Annotated in this window: 19 protein-coding genes; 5 read left to right on the top strand and 14 right to left on the bottom strand. The window is 70.3% G+C overall.

The window, feature by feature from the left end:
• The first annotated feature begins 28 nt into the window (after positions 1-28).
• Complete coding sequence (locus ACN263_RS12425; protein WP_422739954.1) at positions 29-1,474, top strand: M20/M25/M40 family metallo-hydrolase; 1,446 nt, start codon at positions 29-31, stop codon at positions 1,472-1,474.
• Positions 1,475-1,568: 94 nt separating this feature from the next.
• Here the strand turns inward: ACN263_RS12425 and ACN263_RS12420 are convergent, their stop codons facing one another.
• The 4 genes from ACN263_RS12420 to ACN263_RS12405 form a co-directional block, all read right to left on the bottom strand.
• Positions 1,569-2,111, bottom strand: coding sequence for a GNAT family N-acetyltransferase (locus ACN263_RS12420; RefSeq protein ID WP_422739953.1), 543 nt, complete (start codon positions 2,109-2,111; stop codon positions 1,569-1,571).
• A gap of 82 nt (positions 2,112-2,193) precedes the next feature.
• Entirely contained in the window at positions 2,194-2,910 is a 717-nt protein-coding gene (locus ACN263_RS12415; protein WP_422739952.1) for a VOC family protein, read from the bottom strand.
• Positions 2,911-3,133: 223 nt separating this feature from the next.
• A complete protein-coding gene (locus tag ACN263_RS12410) occupies positions 3,134-3,322 on the bottom strand; it encodes a DUF397 domain-containing protein (RefSeq protein WP_422739951.1) in 189 nt (62 codons plus the stop codon).
• Complete coding sequence (locus ACN263_RS12405) at positions 3,313-4,113, bottom strand: helix-turn-helix domain-containing protein (RefSeq protein WP_422739950.1); 801 nt, start codon at positions 4,111-4,113, stop codon at positions 3,313-3,315. The genes ACN263_RS12410 and ACN263_RS12405 overlap by 10 nt, the downstream gene beginning before the upstream one ends.
• A gap of 207 nt (positions 4,114-4,320) precedes the next feature.
• Here ACN263_RS12405 and ACN263_RS12400 point away from each other — a divergent pair, with 207 nt between their 5' ends.
• Positions 4,321-4,614, top strand: a complete 294-nt coding sequence (locus ACN263_RS12400; protein WP_422739949.1) for a hypothetical protein — start codon at positions 4,321-4,323, stop codon at positions 4,612-4,614.
• A 305-nt stretch (positions 4,615-4,919) separates the two neighbouring features.
• Here ACN263_RS12400 and ACN263_RS12395 read toward each other — a convergent pair whose 3' ends face one another.
• Genes ACN263_RS12395 through ACN263_RS12385 form a run of 3 tightly spaced genes read right to left on the bottom strand, consistent with a single transcriptional unit; the run spans position 4,920 to position 6,155 of the window.
• Entirely contained in the window at positions 4,920-5,126 is a 207-nt protein-coding gene (locus ACN263_RS12395) for a hypothetical protein (RefSeq protein WP_422739948.1), read from the bottom strand.
• On the bottom strand, positions 5,123-5,440 hold the full coding sequence (locus tag ACN263_RS12390; RefSeq protein ID WP_422739947.1) for a hypothetical protein: 318 nt from the start codon (positions 5,438-5,440) through the stop codon (positions 5,123-5,125). Before ACN263_RS12390 ends, ACN263_RS12395 begins: the two co-directional genes overlap by 4 nt.
• Before the next feature lie 7 nt (positions 5,441-5,447).
• Positions 5,448-6,155, bottom strand: coding sequence for a DUF899 family protein (locus ACN263_RS12385; RefSeq protein WP_422739946.1), 708 nt, complete (start codon positions 6,153-6,155; stop codon positions 5,448-5,450).
• A gap of 136 nt (positions 6,156-6,291) precedes the next feature.
• On the opposite strand from ACN263_RS12385, the gene ACN263_RS12380 reads away from it, so the two are divergent.
• Positions 6,292-7,212, top strand: a complete 921-nt coding sequence (locus tag ACN263_RS12380) for an RNA polymerase subunit sigma-70 (RefSeq protein ID WP_422739945.1) — start codon at positions 6,292-6,294, stop codon at positions 7,210-7,212.
• Between the two features lie 393 nt (positions 7,213-7,605).
• Here ACN263_RS12380 and ACN263_RS12375 read toward each other — a convergent pair whose 3' ends face one another.
• The 7 genes from ACN263_RS12375 to ACN263_RS12345 form a co-directional block, all read right to left on the bottom strand.
• Positions 7,606-8,040, bottom strand: a complete 435-nt coding sequence (locus tag ACN263_RS12375; RefSeq protein WP_422739944.1) for a hypothetical protein — start codon at positions 8,038-8,040, stop codon at positions 7,606-7,608.
• Positions 8,041-8,174: 134 nt separating this feature from the next.
• The gene (locus ACN263_RS12370) at positions 8,175-9,356 is read right to left on the bottom strand and encodes an alginate lyase family protein (protein ID WP_422739943.1); all 1,182 of its coding nucleotides are present in this window, start codon (positions 9,354-9,356) and stop codon (positions 8,175-8,177) included.
• Positions 9,357-9,505: 149 nt separating this feature from the next.
• A complete protein-coding gene (locus ACN263_RS12365) occupies positions 9,506-9,799 on the bottom strand; it encodes a DUF6510 family protein (RefSeq protein ID WP_422739942.1) in 294 nt (97 codons plus the stop codon).
• A gap of 40 nt (positions 9,800-9,839) precedes the next feature.
• A complete protein-coding gene (locus tag ACN263_RS12360) occupies positions 9,840-10,604 on the bottom strand; it encodes a ferredoxin reductase (RefSeq protein WP_422740692.1) in 765 nt (254 codons plus the stop codon).
• Between the two features lie 7 nt (positions 10,605-10,611).
• The gene (locus ACN263_RS12355) at positions 10,612-11,211 is read right to left on the bottom strand and encodes a sulfite oxidase-like oxidoreductase (protein ID WP_422739941.1); all 600 of its coding nucleotides are present in this window, start codon (positions 11,209-11,211) and stop codon (positions 10,612-10,614) included.
• A 76-nt stretch (positions 11,212-11,287) separates the two neighbouring features.
• Entirely contained in the window at positions 11,288-12,310 is a 1,023-nt protein-coding gene (locus ACN263_RS12350; protein WP_422739940.1) for a TerC/Alx family metal homeostasis membrane protein, read from the bottom strand.
• A gap of 208 nt (positions 12,311-12,518) precedes the next feature.
• Positions 12,519-12,929: a DUF2267 domain-containing protein gene (locus ACN263_RS12345; protein WP_422739939.1), complete on the bottom strand. Its 411-nt coding sequence runs from the start codon at positions 12,927-12,929 to the stop codon at positions 12,519-12,521.
• 159 nt (positions 12,930-13,088) lie between these two features.
• On the opposite strand from ACN263_RS12345, the gene ACN263_RS12340 reads away from it, so the two are divergent.
• Together ACN263_RS12340 and ACN263_RS12335 are read left to right on the top strand one after the other, a co-directional pair.
• On the top strand, positions 13,089-13,376 hold the full coding sequence (locus ACN263_RS12340) for a DUF2795 domain-containing protein (protein ID WP_396799496.1): 288 nt from the start codon (positions 13,089-13,091) through the stop codon (positions 13,374-13,376).
• A gap of 43 nt (positions 13,377-13,419) precedes the next feature.
• Positions 13,420-14,088, top strand: coding sequence for a DUF1345 domain-containing protein (locus tag ACN263_RS12335; protein ID WP_422739938.1), 669 nt, complete (start codon positions 13,420-13,422; stop codon positions 14,086-14,088).
• The last annotated feature ends 35 nt before the right edge of the window (positions 14,089-14,123 follow it).

Below are 14,123 nucleotides of genomic sequence, written 5' to 3'. Positions count from 1 at the left end.
CACCATCATCGATGGGCAGGATGCCCCAATGGGATCAGACGACATCGGCGGACGGCCCACGAGGCCTACCCGCCGCACCTTCCTGTCCGCCTCCGCCGCCACCGCGGCGACCGCCGCCACCGTCGCGTTGCCGGCCCTGGCCACGCCTGCCGCCGCTGACCCCGGCCCCGCCGGCCCCGGTCGCGCGGCACACCCGCAGCGGCCCGACCGTGAGCTGCGCGAGCTGCTGCGCCAGGTCGACCCACGCCGGATCGAGGCGATCGTGCGCCGGCTCGCCGCGTTCGGCACCCGGCACACCCTCTCCAGCCAGGACGACCCCGCGCGGGGCATCGGCGCCGCCCGGGACTGGATCCACGCCCGCTTGCAGGAGTACGCGGCCACCTCCGGCGGCCGGATGACGGTCGAACTCCAGTCGTACGTCCAGCAGCCCGCGTCGCGGATTCCCACCGCCACCCGGATCACCAACGTGGTCGCCACTCTGCGCGGCCAGACGTCGCCGAACCGCACGTACGTGGTCGCGGGTCACTACGACTCCCGGGTCACCGACGTGATGGACGCCGTCAGCGACGCCCCCGGGGCGGACGACGACGCCTCCGGTGTGGCCGTGGTGTTGGAACTGGCCCGACTGATGGCCACCCGGCCGACGGCCGCCACCATCGTGTTCGCCGCGGTGGCCGCCGAGGAGCAGGGCCTGTACGGCTCGGCGTACCTGGCCGCGCAGCTCAAGGCGGGCGGCGCGGACGTGCAGGGCATGTTCAGCGACGACATCGTGGGCAGCAGCACCGCCGACGACGGCACCCGCGACCCGTACTCGGTGCGGCTGTTCGCCGAGGGCGTGCCGACCGCGGAGACGCCGGCGGAGGCCACCACCCGGCAGTCCGTCGGCGGTGAGAACGACTCGCCGTCGCGCCAGCTCGCCCGGTTCGTCCGGGACGTGGCGGACAACGACGCGACCGGCATGCGGGTACGGGTAATCTACCGACGGGACCGCTACCTGCGCGGCAGCGACCACATCTCGTTCCTGCGCGAGGGCTGGCCGGCGGCCCGGTTCACCGAGCCGAACGAGGACTTCGCCCACCAGCACCAGGACGTCCGCGTGCAGGACGGCAAGCAGTTCGGTGACCTGCCCGAGTTCTGCGACTTCGGGTATATAGCGCGGGTGGCGAGGGTGAACGGCGCGGCGCTGTGGTCCCTGGCCCAGGCCCCCGGTACGCCCAAGGGCGCGATCATCGTGACCACCGACCTGACCAACAACACCACGCTGCGCTGGCAGCGCGGCGACGAGCCGGACCTGGCCGGCTACGAGGTGGTGTGGCGCGAGACCACGGCCGCCGAGTGGCAGCGGGTGATCGCTGTCGGTGACGTGACGGAGGTCAGCATCGACCTGTCCAAGGACAACGTCTTCTTCGGCATCCGCGCCGTCAGCCGCGCCGGCCTCCGCAGCCCGGTAGCCTTCCCCCGCCCCGGCGCCTGACCCGCCCCGCCCGGCCCGGCCTCGCCCGGTCCCGCCTCGTTGATCATGAAGTTATTGTCACCCGCCTCGGCGTGTCGTGACACTGACTTCATGATCACGCGGGAGGTGGGGTGAGTGGGGTGGGGGCGGTTATGGCCCAGCGTTCGTGGTCGCGCCACGCGCCGTCGATGAACAGGTAGTCCGGGGAGAAGCCCTCCAGGCGGAAGCCCAGCTTGCGGGCGACCCGTCGGGACGGCTCGTTGCCCGGCTGGATGTTCGCCTCCAACCGGTGCAGTCCGACGCTGGTGAACGCGTGGTCGATGACCAGGGCGATGCCCGCCGAGGCGTGCCCGGTGCCGCTGTACGGCTCGAACGCCGCGTACCCCAGGTAACCGCCGCGCAGCGCGCCGAGCACGATGCCGCTGATGTTCACGTAGCCGGCGATCGCTCCGCTGGCCCGGTCGCAGATCAGGTAGCCGGCGCTGTCGCGGCGGCGGATCCGGGCGAGGTAACGGTCGTACTCCTCGGCGGTGTCCGGTGCGGCCAGCCACGGATGGTGCAGGTCCCGACTCCGTCGCGCGGCCGCCACGAACTCGTCGACGTCGGTCGGCCGGGGTCGCCGGATCGCGGCGGGACCACCACTGCGCAGGTATCTCACGGCGCACCACTCTGACGACCGGCGCGACACTTGTCCAACCGGCCCGCCGTTGGTGCCGGCCACACGCCCAGCCGGCGACGGCCTAGCGGGGCGTCAGCACGGAGAATTCGTTACCGTCGGGATCGGCCAACACGACTCGACCGGCCGGGTCGGTGCCGACCCGGGTCGCGCCGAGGGCGAGCAGACGGTCCACCTCCGCCTGCTGGTCACCGTCGGCGGGCGGCGCGAGGTCGAGGCGCACCCGACCCTCGCCCTCGCGCGACATGTAGGGCGGCCCACCCCACGTGATCTTCGTGCCGCCGCGCGGTGACTGGATGGCGGTCTCCTGGTCCTGGTCCCAGACCAGCGGCCAACCCAGTGCCTCGGCCCAGAAGTACCCGACTTCCTGCGAGCCGTCGCAGGCCAGCGCGCCGATGAACCCGCAGCCGGCGAGGAAGTTGTTGCCCGCCGGGATGACGTCGAACTCGTTGCCCTCCGGGTCGGCCAGCACCACGTGGTCGACGTCCGGGCCCTGGCCGATGTCGATGTGCCGTCCACCCAGCTCGATCGCCCTGGCGACCGTACGCTCCTGATCCTGCGGCGCTGCGCTCGTCAGGTCGAAGTGCATCAGGTTCTGGACGACCTTCGGCTGCTCGGTCGGCGCGAAGCGGAGTCGGAACCCGGTGTCGTCAGTGGGCACGAGCCCCACGCCTTCGCGCGGATCGTCGACGATGTCCCAGCCGAGGATCCCGGACCAGAACCGTGCCAGACGCAGAGGTTCGAGCGCATCGAAGCTGATCGCGAACAGGGAAGAGGTCATCGGTCTGCTCATCTCCGATCCGAATTGGCGCGGCCCGCCGTGGGCGGAAGCCTAGGGATGAGCACGCCGGTCCGCATCCGATTAATCGACGCCGGCCGACACCGATGCCGTGATCCACTCGACATCGCCGATGTCGGGGTGTCCCGGGCGCTCGGACACCCCGACATCGGCGAAACGGAGTCGATCACGTAGCCGGCCGAGCCGGCGGGCGTCGGCGTAGGGGTCAGTGGCGCGTGACGAAGGTGACGAAGGCCCGCCAGGCCGCCGGGCTGACGACCAGTGCGGGGCCGCCCGGGTCCTTGCTGTCGCGGACGCCCACCAGGCCCGGCAGGTTGCCCGCGACCTCTACGCAGTCGCCGGAATTGCCGCTGCTGCGGGTGCTCTTGCGCCAGATCGCGCCGGTCAGGTCCATGCCGCTGCCGCCTCCGTGATCACGTCGAGGGTCTGCCGGTGCGGCATCGCCTCGGCCCGTACCGATTCCCACGACTGCCGCAGCGATAGTACGTCGGCCGTGCGCTCGATCACCGTCCCCTGTAGAGGATTGTCCAGGTAGGCCACGTCCTCCCCGTCGGCGGGCGTGGCGATCACGAAGGCCCCGTTCAGGCCGGGATAGGCGCCCACACTGCGCGGTACGAGGTGCAGGTGCACCCGTGGCCGCCGACCGACCTCAAGCAAATGCTGTAGTTGCTCGCGCATCACGGCCGGTCCGCCCACGGGCCGTTCCAGGACGGTGTCGTCGAGCACGGCGACGAAAAGGGGTGGCTTATCACGGGTGAGAATCCCCTGACGCTGCATCCGGGCAGCGACCTGCTGCTCCATCTCATCACCCAGCAAAGGGCTGGCACCCTGGTGCAGCGCCCGCGCATAGCCCTCGGTTTGCAGCAGCCCCGGCAGCACCAGCGGCTGGAACGAGCGCAGCGCCGTCGCCTCCTGCTCGATCGTCACCCACTCGCGGAACCACGGCATCACCGACTCGCGGATCATCGTCTCCCGGATGCGCAGCAGCAGGCCGTCGGCGTCCAACACGCGGTCACTGCGCTCGGTGAACTCGAGGCGGGGCGGACGGCGGCACTGCTCGACGGCCGCGACGAGCGACGCCGAGTAGTTGATCCGTTCGCTCAGCGCCTCCTGGGACAGACCGGCGACCGTCCGCAGCCGACGCAGCTCGCCGGCGAACAGCTCCAGCATGGGCAAACGATCCACTGCACACCTCTGCACACCGGGGGCGTCTGACACGTACATCGGCGCTGGTGGGACTCGCGCGCCTTCCGACAGTAGCGGCCTGGTCAGCAGACTGTCACGTAGCGGAACCGCCCGGCCCGGCCGACCGACGGGCGGAACCGAACGAGGGGCCACCGCGAACCCCCGTACCACGGTGGCCCCTCCCCCACCTGTGAAGGAGCGTGATCCATGGTGACCTCACCGCCCGTGCCGACCGGCACACCGCCGCACACGCCGCTGCGTCCGATGTGGTGCTGCCGTGCCTGCGGTGGCCCGTGGCCCTGCCCGACCGCCCGGCTCGTGCTCAAGGCCGAACACGAACACGACCTGATCGGGCTGTCGATCTACCTGTGCGGGCAACTGCACGAGGCGATCCGGGACCTCTACCGGCTCAATCCCGACGAGGCGCCCGCGCCACAGGCCATGTTCGCGCGGTTCGTCGGCTGGACCCCGTACCGCCGGCCACTCATCGCGCCGGACTGAACCACCGAGGCTTCCTCAGGGCCGCCGACGTTGTGACGGCTTGTACTGTCCAGAGCCTGACGGCGACGGGGAGGTCTGGTGGACACGGGGGCGCAGGATCCGGTCGTCACCGCTCTGTCGCGCCTGGTGCCGGGGGCAGTCGGACCAGCCCGAGGCGGTGGTCGACGCCGTATTCGCGTCGTCGCCGAGGCCGACCGGAGAGCACCGTAGCAGCACGCCCAGTGCCGTGACCACGAACGTTCACGGTGTTGGTGGACACGCAGCGCAGCCTCACCCCAACACCGCGAACCTTCGTCGTCAGCGCACTAGTTCATGAAGAAGATCACGGCCGTGAGGCTTGCCCCCATGGCCAGGTGCTCCCAACGGAGCAGGTCCGTGATCGGTCGATTGCGCAGCCGGACGAGTGCGGTCGCCATCCAGCAGAGGTAAACCGCCGTCGCGGCGCGTAGCAACACGAGCGCCGCGTCATGGCCGGTGACGGTGCCGTTGTCCGTCCGAGGCCCGGCGGTCATGTGGTGGGCAGCCATCGACCCCCGTGTTGATGCATCAGCACGGCGAGCGCCATGAGCATGGCCCCAGCCGTAGGGTGCCACTCCACCTCCGGGCCGCGCTCGGTCGGACCGCTGGTGACGAGTGCCACCGTGAAGGCGAGGAGCAGCAGCGCGCCCGCGTACTGCACAACCGGTGCGGCGTCGAGGGTCACCGCGACCATGACAGCCACCATCGCACCCGCGAGCATCCGGGCGCTGCGGGACGCGCCCGCCCGCGGTACGACGCAGCAGCAGGCCGACACCGCGGCCGACCCGAGCATGATCACCTCGATCATCAGGACGTCATCGCGGTGCGACGCCCGGGCGTGACCATTGCGCGGTGGGACGGCCGTTGAGACGCCACGGGTGCCCGGTAACCCGCGGCCAGCCCTCAGGCGAGTTTTCCCAGTTCTCCTGCCGGCCGTACACCGTGAGGTCCAGGGCATGGTAGGTGGTCATCAACGCTTCTACGCCCCGCCCGGTGGTCCAGTAGGTCTCGTAGACCTTGTCGCCCTCGCGCAGGTAGCACGCGATGAACCCGAAGCCACGACCGTCGGCCAGAGCCGGGTCGGAGTCTTTCGCCGAATACCAGGGGAACGGGTAGCCCATGAACTCAGCGAACGGGGCACTTTCGTCCAAGGAACCCTGGCAGAACACGGCGTAGGTGACGTCCCGAGCGTGTAGGTAGTCCAGCATCTGCATGTGACAGGTCGAGAAGGTGCACCCCTCACACTGGTGCTCGTACGGCTTGCCGTCGTGCCACATGTGGAAGTAGGCGATGAGCATCCGGCGGCCCTCGAACACCTCCACCAGCGGGGTGGCCCCGCCAGGGCCCCGCACCGTCACCTCCGGCATCAAGGTCATCGGCAGCTGACGACGAGCTGCTGCAATCGCGTCTCCTTCGCGGGTATGGGCCTTCTCCCGGACCAGCAGTTCATCGCGCTCGCGCAGCCAGGTCTCCCGGTCGACGACCGAGGGCGCGGCGGCGCTGGACGCGGGGGTTGTCGTCATGGCTATCTCCTTCGTGGAGTGAGGATCGGTCGCAGGTACAGACGAGCGAGTCGGCGATCGTCATCGGTGACCGATGACGGACGGGTCCGCGGTCGTCAGTACGGTGGTGAGGACCATTCAGCCCCGGGGAGATCGCATGTCCGACTCGCCCGACGAGCAGTCGGTCTGGCTGCAGCGCGCCTTCGACCAGCACCGGCGCGAGCTACACATCCACTGCTACCGCCTCGCCGGGAACGTCACCGACGCGGATGACCTGGTGCAGGAGACCTTCCTTCGTGCCTGGCGGGCTCGCGACCGCTTCGAAGGTCGGGCGTCGGCGCGCACCTGGTTCTACCGGATCGCCACGAACGTCTTCCTCGACAGCCGCAAGGCGGCCGGTAACCGGACGGTTCCGTACGGTGACCCGCTGGAGTGGTCCACCGAGCTCGGTCCCTATCCCGACGCCCTGCTGGCCGACGATCCGCAAACCGATCTCGCCGCCCGGGAGACCGTCGAGCTGGCCGTGATCGCAGCGCTCATGTACCTGCCGCCGCGGCAGCGGGCGGCCTTCGTGCTACGCGATGTCCACGGCTGGACGCCGCAGGAGATCGCCGCCGCGCTCGACACCGCCGTGGCTGCCGTCAACAGCCTCCTCCAGCGGGCCCGCCACACCCTCCGGGGGCGCGCTCCGTCCGACCCGAAGGACTGGCGCCGTCCGCAGCTCACCAGTGAGGACGAAGACATCCTGCGCCGCTACGCCAACGCGAAGGACCCGGAGACGATCCGGGCACTACTCGCCGAGGACGTACGGATCACGATGCCACCCGAGCCGCCGGTCGTCGGGATCGACGCGGCCGCGGAGTTCCTTGCCCGACCGCTCGACTGGCGTACGTTCCCCACCTCGGCCAACGGACGCCCGGCACTGATCAACTATCTCCGCCGGCCCGGCAGCCCGCACTACGAGGCGTTGGTCGTCGACGTACTCCTGATCGAGAACGGAAAGATCGTAGAGAGCAACGCCTTCATCGGCGCCCGTCACGTCGCCGCCTTCAACATGCCCGCCATTCTCGAGCCCTAGGCGGTGTCTTCAAAGGATCTTGGTAGGGCAGGATATAGCATGTGCCTCGATGGACTGAGTCGGACTCTGGCGTTCGTGCTCTCGGGCGGCAACGTCAACGACTGCACCCGCTTCAGGCACACCGTGCGTCTTCGCGACCGCCACGCCATGCGACCGGCAGCGACAACACCCCGATGAGGGTGATGCCTGTGAGTCATCTAGATGACTCACAGGCATCACCCTCATCAGCATTACCGCCGCCGCTCAGCGCCCCGGCCCGACCGCGCTGATCGCGGCCTCGTTCCAGGCCACCGTCACCATCGCCGCGCCACTTGAGTGGTTGTGAACCTTTGAAGACACGGCCTAGTGGCCGCCCCAGCTTCTCGGGCGGGCGTTGGCCGCCGGATTGCGTCCTCATCGGTCTGGACCAGGCGGGCGGTGGCCTGCACAGCGAACGAACCAGCGGGCCAGCCACGGGGTGAGCGCGACGAGCGCGAGGGCGAGGGCGGTGATGACGGCCTGCCCGATCCGCCCCGGGGTGACGCCACCGGCTGAGTCGAGCACGTAGTTCGCGTACCCGTTCGCGGCGGCGTCCGTCACCAGCACGGCGCAGCCCAGCGCCAACCCCGCCGGACGGCGAGCCGCCAGCAGCAGCGCCGCCAGGGGATCCCACAGGGTCAGGGACGCGAAGTAGACCGCGAGCCAGCCGGGCAGCGCGAGCTGCGGTCGGAGACCGGGGACGAGCAGCTGGAGTACGTGCACCACGCCGCCGTACGCGAAGACCAGTACGGCCGCCGACACCACCAGCCGGACCCGCGCCGGAACGCCTCGCCAACGATCGGTGCCCACCCGGCCAGTCTGCCGCGTGACCCCGACACGAGGAGCACCCTGATCCACCCCGACATCGCCGATGTCGGGGTGTCCCGGACGCTCGGACACCCCGACATCGGCGAAACGGAGTCGATCAAGGGCTGAGCCGCCGGCTACGCCGGGTTGTTCGCGTGGGTCAGGGTCTCCCAGGCAACGAAGAGGTTGTTCGTGCCCTGGGGCCGCTTGCGCTCGGTGTAGCTCTGGGTGTTGGCCATCCCGATGCCCATCCGGTTGTGCAGCGCGTTGAAGCCGACCTCGGTGATGGGGCCGAGGCCGAGCACCACCGAGCCGCCGCACACGCTGGACGGGACGGCGGTGCCGTTCTCGTACTTGGTGTGGAAGCCGAGCGCGTGGCGCAGCCGGTCCTGAAGTTCCGGGTAGAGGTCGCCGCCCTGGATGCGGGTGGTCTCGGCGACGTGCGAGATGGCGGAGATGCTGTAGCCGGTGTGTACCCAGTCGCGGCAGGTCTCCTGCGCGTGGCCGTCGGTGTAGGTGGCCTGGCCGTGCCAGCGGGAGACGAGTTCGGCGGGCGTGTCGACGCTGGAGGCCGGCGGGTACAGGGGGCGGGCACCGTCCGCGGCGATGTAGATGGACGCGGCGGCGGCGGCCCGGAACCGGGCCAGCGCGCGGTCGTACGACGTGCGGTCCTCGAGGAAGATCGAGATGCCGATGGCCGCCTCGGCGAGGGTCAGGTCCCAGTTGCTGGTGCGCGAGTCACCGGCGATGACCACGGGCAGGTAGACGGTGCGCAGCATGGTGGCGAACCGGGCCTGGTTGGGCCAGTTGCCGTACGTGTACCGGATGATCTCGGCGGCGCGCGGCCACACCGAGCCGGCCCAGCCGGTCTGCAACGGGGCGTTCGAGTTGGTGTGCCGCTGGATCGTTGCCGACCAGGCGTCCATCAGGGCGATCGACTTCTGCGCGTACGCCGAGTTGCCGGTGATGTACCAGGCCAGCGCGTCGGTGTACGCGGCGATGGCGTCCTCGCGCTCGTCGGTGCAGCCGTAGTTCGGGTTGGACGTCGGACCGCACTCGACGGTCGCGCGGGGCGCGGGTACCCGGGACAGCGAGGCGTACCGGCTGCCCATCATCTGGTTGTAGGCGTTGCGCCACGGCTGCTCGCCGGCCTGCACCCTGGCCTTGACGAAGTCGAGCTGTCCACGGCTGACCAGCACGCCGGGGTGGGTGAACGTGGCCGGGGCGGCCTGCGCGCTCACCGGCACGTCGACAGCCACCGGCACCGCCGCCGCGGCGAGGGTGACCACCGCCGTCAGGAGTATCGAGCGCCAACGCATGGGGGCTCCTCGGGGGTCGGAGGATTAATAGGAAACTGCGTTAACAGTTGCCGGTCATCCGACCGCACCCGAGGCGGCGCATACAACGAAAGATTCGGATATTTAAGACTGTGAAAAGTTGTCGATGGTCGTGAACGCGCAGGAGTCGGTCACAGCGGCTCGGGCAGCGTCTGCTCCATCGGCATCGGCACCTGGAGGTAGGTGACGCCGCGCATGTCCAGCCAGGCCCGGTCGGGCCCGCGTACCAGCCGCACCATCACCGACTCGCAGGACGGGCAGCGGCCGACCAGACCCGGGGCGTGCGAGTAGACGTGCAGGCTGGCCATCGACCCGGTCATCCCGCAGTTCTCGCAGCGGCCCTGGGCGGTGCTCAGGTCGACGGCGAACAGCTCGCGCAGCGGGCCGTCGAGCATGTTGCCGTCCAGGTACGACATGTTGGTCATCGGATCTCCTCGACGAAACGATGTGCGGGCGGGCTGACTTTCAGCCGGTGGGGCCGAAGCGTTCGGTCTTGATCCGTCGCGACGGGTGACCCAGCCCCACCAGCAGGTCGGCCACGGCCTCCACGAAACCGGTCGGACCGCAGACGTACGTGAGCGGTTGCAGGTCCGGCGGCCACCCGTGCGTGTTGACGTCGGCCAGGCCGACCCGGTGCGGCTCGCCGCGCCAGCCCTCGGGCGCCTCGCGCGTGTAGACGTACGCCACGTCGAGGCCGAAGTCGTCGCGGACCCGACGACGCAGTTCGTCGGCGTAGATCACGTCCTGCGGCGTCCGTACCGAGTAGATCAGCCGGAACGGCACCTTGCTGCCGACCTCCCGCCGCGCCCGGATCATCGCCATCAGCGGCACGATCCCGGAGCCGCCGGCCACGAGTTGCACCGGCTCGGTCTGCTCCGGACGCCAGATGAACCAGCCACCGAGCGGTCCGCGGATCTCCACCGGGTCGCCGGCGGCGAAGACGTCGATCAGGTACGGGGACACCTCGCCGTCGGGCACCCGCTGGACGGTCACCTCGACGCGCGGACCGCCGGGGCCGTCCACCACCGGCCCGGCGATCGAGTACGACCGGGCCGCCTGATAGCCGTCCGGGGCGGTCAACCGCACGTCGACGTGCTGGCCGGGCAGATGCCCCGGCCAGTCCGGCACCTCCAGGACCAGCGTCTGCGCGGTCGGGGTCTCCACCCGGCGCTCCACCAGCCGGGCCACCTGCCATCTGATCGGCGCGCGGGCCGGCGTACCCGTCGCCACGGCCCGCTCAGTCACCCTGGTACCGCTGCTCGCGCCACGGGTCGCCGTAGTCGTGGTACCCGGCGGTCTCCCAGAAACCCGGCTCGTCCATGGTCTTGAGCCGGATGCCGCGTACCCACTTGGCCGACTTCCAGAAGTACAGGTGCGGCACCAGCAGGCGAGCCGGCCCGCCGTGCTCGGCCGGCAGCGGCGCGCCGTCGAAGGTGTGCGCCACCCAGGCCCGGCCGCCGCGCAGGTCGTCCAACGGCAGGTTGGTGGTGTACCCGCCGTACGAGTGCGCCAGCGCGAAGTGCGCGCCGGTGTCCACCCCGTCGAGCAGGGTGTCCAGCGAGACGCCCGTCCAGGTGGTGCCGAGCTTCGACCAGTGGGTGACGCAGTGGATGTCGACGGTCGGCGTCTCCTGCGGAAGCGCCATCATCTCCTGCCACGACCACCGGTACTCGGCGCCGTTCTCGGCCGCGATGACGAACTCCCAGGTGTCCAGGGAGACCCGGGGTGTCGGGCCGGCCGAGAGCACCGGGAAATCCTCGGTCAGGTACTGACCGGGCGGCAGGGCCGGCTCCTGTGATCGGGGCCGGCCCTGAAATCCCGGTGACACGATTCCCATTGCACAGTCGTACCACCCGGGCCGGCCGGGGCGGGAGCTTTCCCGCGTACCCCCTCGTGGGCCCGGCGCGGCGCGGTCAGTGCCGGTCGGTGACGACCTCGCGCTCGGCGGGCGTGCCGCCCCGAGTGGCGCGCAGGCTGGTCAGGGTGACCACCACCAGCACACCGATGATCACGCCGAGCGAGGCCAGGGTGGGGATCTGCGGAACGCTCTCCCAGATGCCGTGCGCCCAGTGCAGGCCCAGCTTCAGGCCGATGAACGCCAGGATGATCGCCAGGCCGTAGCTGAGGTGCACCAGCCGGCTCAGCGCGGCGTGCAGGACGAAGTAGAGCGCCCGCAGGCCGAGCAGGGCGAACGCGTTGGTGGCGAAGACCAGGTACGGGTCCTCGGTGATGCCGTACACGGCCGGCACCGAGTCGACGGCGAAGACCACGTCGGTGGCCAGCACCGCGACCACCACGAGGGCGAACGGGGTGAGCGCCCGGCGCGCGCCCTGCCGGACGGTCAGCCGGGTGCCGTGGTACTCGTCGACCACCGGCATGACCTTGCGCAGCAGCTTGACCGAGCGCATCTTGTTGATGTCGACCTCCTGCTCGTGCCCGGAGAGGGCGTCGCGCAGCAGCTTCACCGCGGTGGCGATGAGGATGATCGCGAAGAGCAGGAACGCGAAGTCGAGGGTCTGCAACGCCGCCGCGCCGAGGGCGATGAAGACCGCCCGCAGCACCAGGGCGCCGGCGATGCCGTAGAGCAGCACCCGCTGGGCGAGCACGGCCGGCACCGCGAACGCGGCCAGCAGCAGCATGAAGACGAACAGGTTGTCGACCGAGAGGGACTTCTCGACGAGGTAACCGGTCAGGTATTCGACGCCCTGCTGGGAGCCGTAGCGGGCCCAGAGCCAGCCGCCGAAGGCCAGTGGCAGGGCGATGTAGAAGGTCGACCAGCCGATGGCCTCGCGCATGGAGACCTCGTGCGGCTTGCGCGTCACGAGGAAGTCCAGCACCAGCAGGAGCAGTACGCCGGCGATCGTCAGCGCCCACAGGGTGGGCGTGCCGACCGAGGTCAGGTCACTCGCCGCGGCCAGGGGGGACAATTCGGTCATGGGGTCTCCTCGAACACCGTGTCATGTTCGAGGTCTCCTTCACCCACCGTTCGATGGGCAACCACCCGAGGCACGCCGGGCGTGCCGTACTGACCGGAATGGTTCGTGGGAAGTACTCCCCTCGCACGACAAGGTTAGGCCAGGCCGAATCGACACGCCAAGCCGGACGTCGATGGTTGCCCTGGCCAACCGCTGTGTGGCCCCGCCTTCAGGCGCGGCGCAGCGTCGCGCCGGGGGCCATCGCCTGCTCCACGAGGTCCCGGTAGTCGCGCGGCAACTGCGTCGCCACGTCGTCGAACTCGCCACCGGTGATGGCCTCGCGCAGGGTGGTGAACACCGCCCGGACGGCGTCCCGCGCCGCCGGCTCCTCGACGCACGCCCGCAGCGCCACCCGCGCCACGAACTCGGCCGCCCCGAAGCGGTCCGCCTGCTCGGTGCTCGGGCTCGGTTTGAGCACCAGTTGCAGTGGCTGCGGCAACTGCGCCGCCAGGTCCAGCACCTCGCCGCCGGTCAACCGCTCGGCGAACGTCTCCAGCACCGCCCGGGTCAGCTCGACCGCCTGCTCGGACGACGTGTGGGTGCGCTGGGAAACCTGGTCGACGAAGGTGTCGTAGTTCATCGCGTACTCCCTCGGGCTTTGTCTGCGGCGCCTGCGGGTACCCGCGGCGTCGTGCGGGAAACGACGCCGGATTTCCTGCGCCGGCCCGGGCGTGACCGGGCGGCGGACGGGTAACCGCCGCCGGTCGTGACCCATCCACGCCCCGAGGGAGCCTCAGCCATGGCGAGCTACGCGGACGTCCTGCAGTACCTGTCGAGCCTGGACTACCCGGCCGAGAAGGACGACGTGATCCGCGAGGCCGAACGCGAGGGTGCCCCGCCGGACGTGCTCAAGGCGCTGCGCGCGCTGCCGCCGGTCGACTACGCGAACGGCACCGAAGTGGCGCGCTCGGCCGGCATCGAGGCCGCCCCCGAGGTGGGCCCCGCGCAACACGCGACGGCGCAACGCGCGACCCAGGCCCGGGACAAGAAGCACAACCGGGTGTCGCAGCACCTGCGCGGCATCTGACCCCGGCGGTGGGGACGTCCGCCGTGGCGAACCGGCGTCGCGGATGACCGGCAGAGGTCCACTGTCCCGCCCGCCGGACGGGCACACCCCCGCGGCGACACAGCTTGTGATCGTGGCGGTGGTCGGCGTCATCGTGGGCGGCGTCTTCGCCCTCACCCTGTCACCCGCGCTCGCCCCGCTCGCCGGCTGGGACGTCGCCGCGCTGAGCTGGCTGGTGCTGGTGTGGCGCAAGATCTGGCCGATGGACGCCCGCCGCACCGCGCAACTCGCCGTGCACGAGGACCCCAACCGGGCCATCCGGGACGTGCTGCTGCTGATCGCCTGCCTCGCCAGCCTGCTGGCCGTCGGCCTGGTCCTGGCCAGCGCGCACACGGCGCCACCCGGCCTCCGCCAGGACCTGTACGGCGTGCTGGGCGTGCTCAGCGTGGTGCTGTCCTGGCTGGTCGTGCACACCGTCTTCACCGCCCGCTACGCGCGGATCTACTACACCGGCCCGGACGGCGGGGTGAACTTCAACCAGCGCGAACCGCCCCGCTACTCGGACTTCGCGTACGTGGCGTTCACCGTGGGGACGACGTTCCAGGTCTCGGACACGAACCTGACCAGCAACGAGATGCGCCGCACGGTACTGCGGCACTCGCTGGTGTCGTACCTGTTCGGGGCGTTCGTCATCGCCGTCACGGTGAACCTGTTGGCGGGGCTGGCACGCTGAGCGCTCGCGCCCGGCTGCGTCACGGGCGGGGCTCG

Origin of the sequence: Micromonospora sp. WMMD729, assembly GCF_049315225.1 — a bacterium.
Classification (GTDB): domain Bacteria; phylum Actinomycetota; class Actinomycetes; order Mycobacteriales; family Micromonosporaceae; genus Micromonospora.
The sequence above is the reverse complement of the archived record's forward strand: the minus strand, read 5'-3'. Positions and strand labels throughout refer to the sequence as shown.

What these genes read in the sequence shown, in the direction of transcription:
- ACN263_RS12425 (WP_422739954.1), top strand. Translation starts at nt 29, where the DNA reads ATGGGATCAGACGACATCGGCGGACGGCCCACGAGGCCTACCCGCCGC.
- ACN263_RS12415 (WP_422739952.1), bottom strand. Translation starts at nt 2,910, where the DNA reads ATGACCTCTTCCCTGTTCGCGATCAGCTTCGATGCGCTCGAACCTCTG.
- ACN263_RS12410 (WP_422739951.1), bottom strand. Translation starts at nt 3,322, where the DNA reads ATGGACCTGACCGGCGCGATCTGGCGCAAGAGCACCCGCAGCAGCGGC.
- ACN263_RS12400 (WP_422739949.1), top strand. Translation starts at nt 4,321, where the DNA reads ATGGTGACCTCACCGCCCGTGCCGACCGGCACACCGCCGCACACGCCG.
- ACN263_RS12395 (WP_422739948.1), bottom strand. Translation starts at nt 5,126, where the DNA reads ATGACCGCCGGGCCTCGGACGGACAACGGCACCGTCACCGGCCATGAC.
- ACN263_RS12390 (WP_422739947.1), bottom strand. Translation starts at nt 5,440, where the DNA reads ATGATCGAGGTGATCATGCTCGGGTCGGCCGCGGTGTCGGCCTGCTGC.
- ACN263_RS12385 (WP_422739946.1), bottom strand. Translation starts at nt 6,155, where the DNA reads ATGACGACAACCCCCGCGTCCAGCGCCGCCGCGCCCTCGGTCGTCGAC.
- ACN263_RS12380 (WP_422739945.1), top strand. Translation starts at nt 6,292, where the DNA reads ATGTCCGACTCGCCCGACGAGCAGTCGGTCTGGCTGCAGCGCGCCTTC.
- ACN263_RS12370 (WP_422739943.1), bottom strand. Translation starts at nt 9,356, where the DNA reads ATGCGTTGGCGCTCGATACTCCTGACGGCGGTGGTCACCCTCGCCGCG.
- ACN263_RS12365 (WP_422739942.1), bottom strand. Translation starts at nt 9,799, where the DNA reads ATGACCAACATGTCGTACCTGGACGGCAACATGCTCGACGGCCCGCTG.
- ACN263_RS12355 (WP_422739941.1), bottom strand. Translation starts at nt 11,211, where the DNA reads ATGGGAATCGTGTCACCGGGATTTCAGGGCCGGCCCCGATCACAGGAG.
- ACN263_RS12350 (WP_422739940.1), bottom strand. Translation starts at nt 12,310, where the DNA reads ATGACCGAATTGTCCCCCCTGGCCGCGGCGAGTGACCTGACCTCGGTC.
- ACN263_RS12345 (WP_422739939.1), bottom strand. Translation starts at nt 12,929, where the DNA reads ATGAACTACGACACCTTCGTCGACCAGGTTTCCCAGCGCACCCACACG.
- ACN263_RS12340 (WP_396799496.1), top strand. Translation starts at nt 13,089, where the DNA reads ATGGCGAGCTACGCGGACGTCCTGCAGTACCTGTCGAGCCTGGACTAC.
- ACN263_RS12335 (WP_422739938.1), top strand. Translation starts at nt 13,420, where the DNA reads ATGACCGGCAGAGGTCCACTGTCCCGCCCGCCGGACGGGCACACCCCC.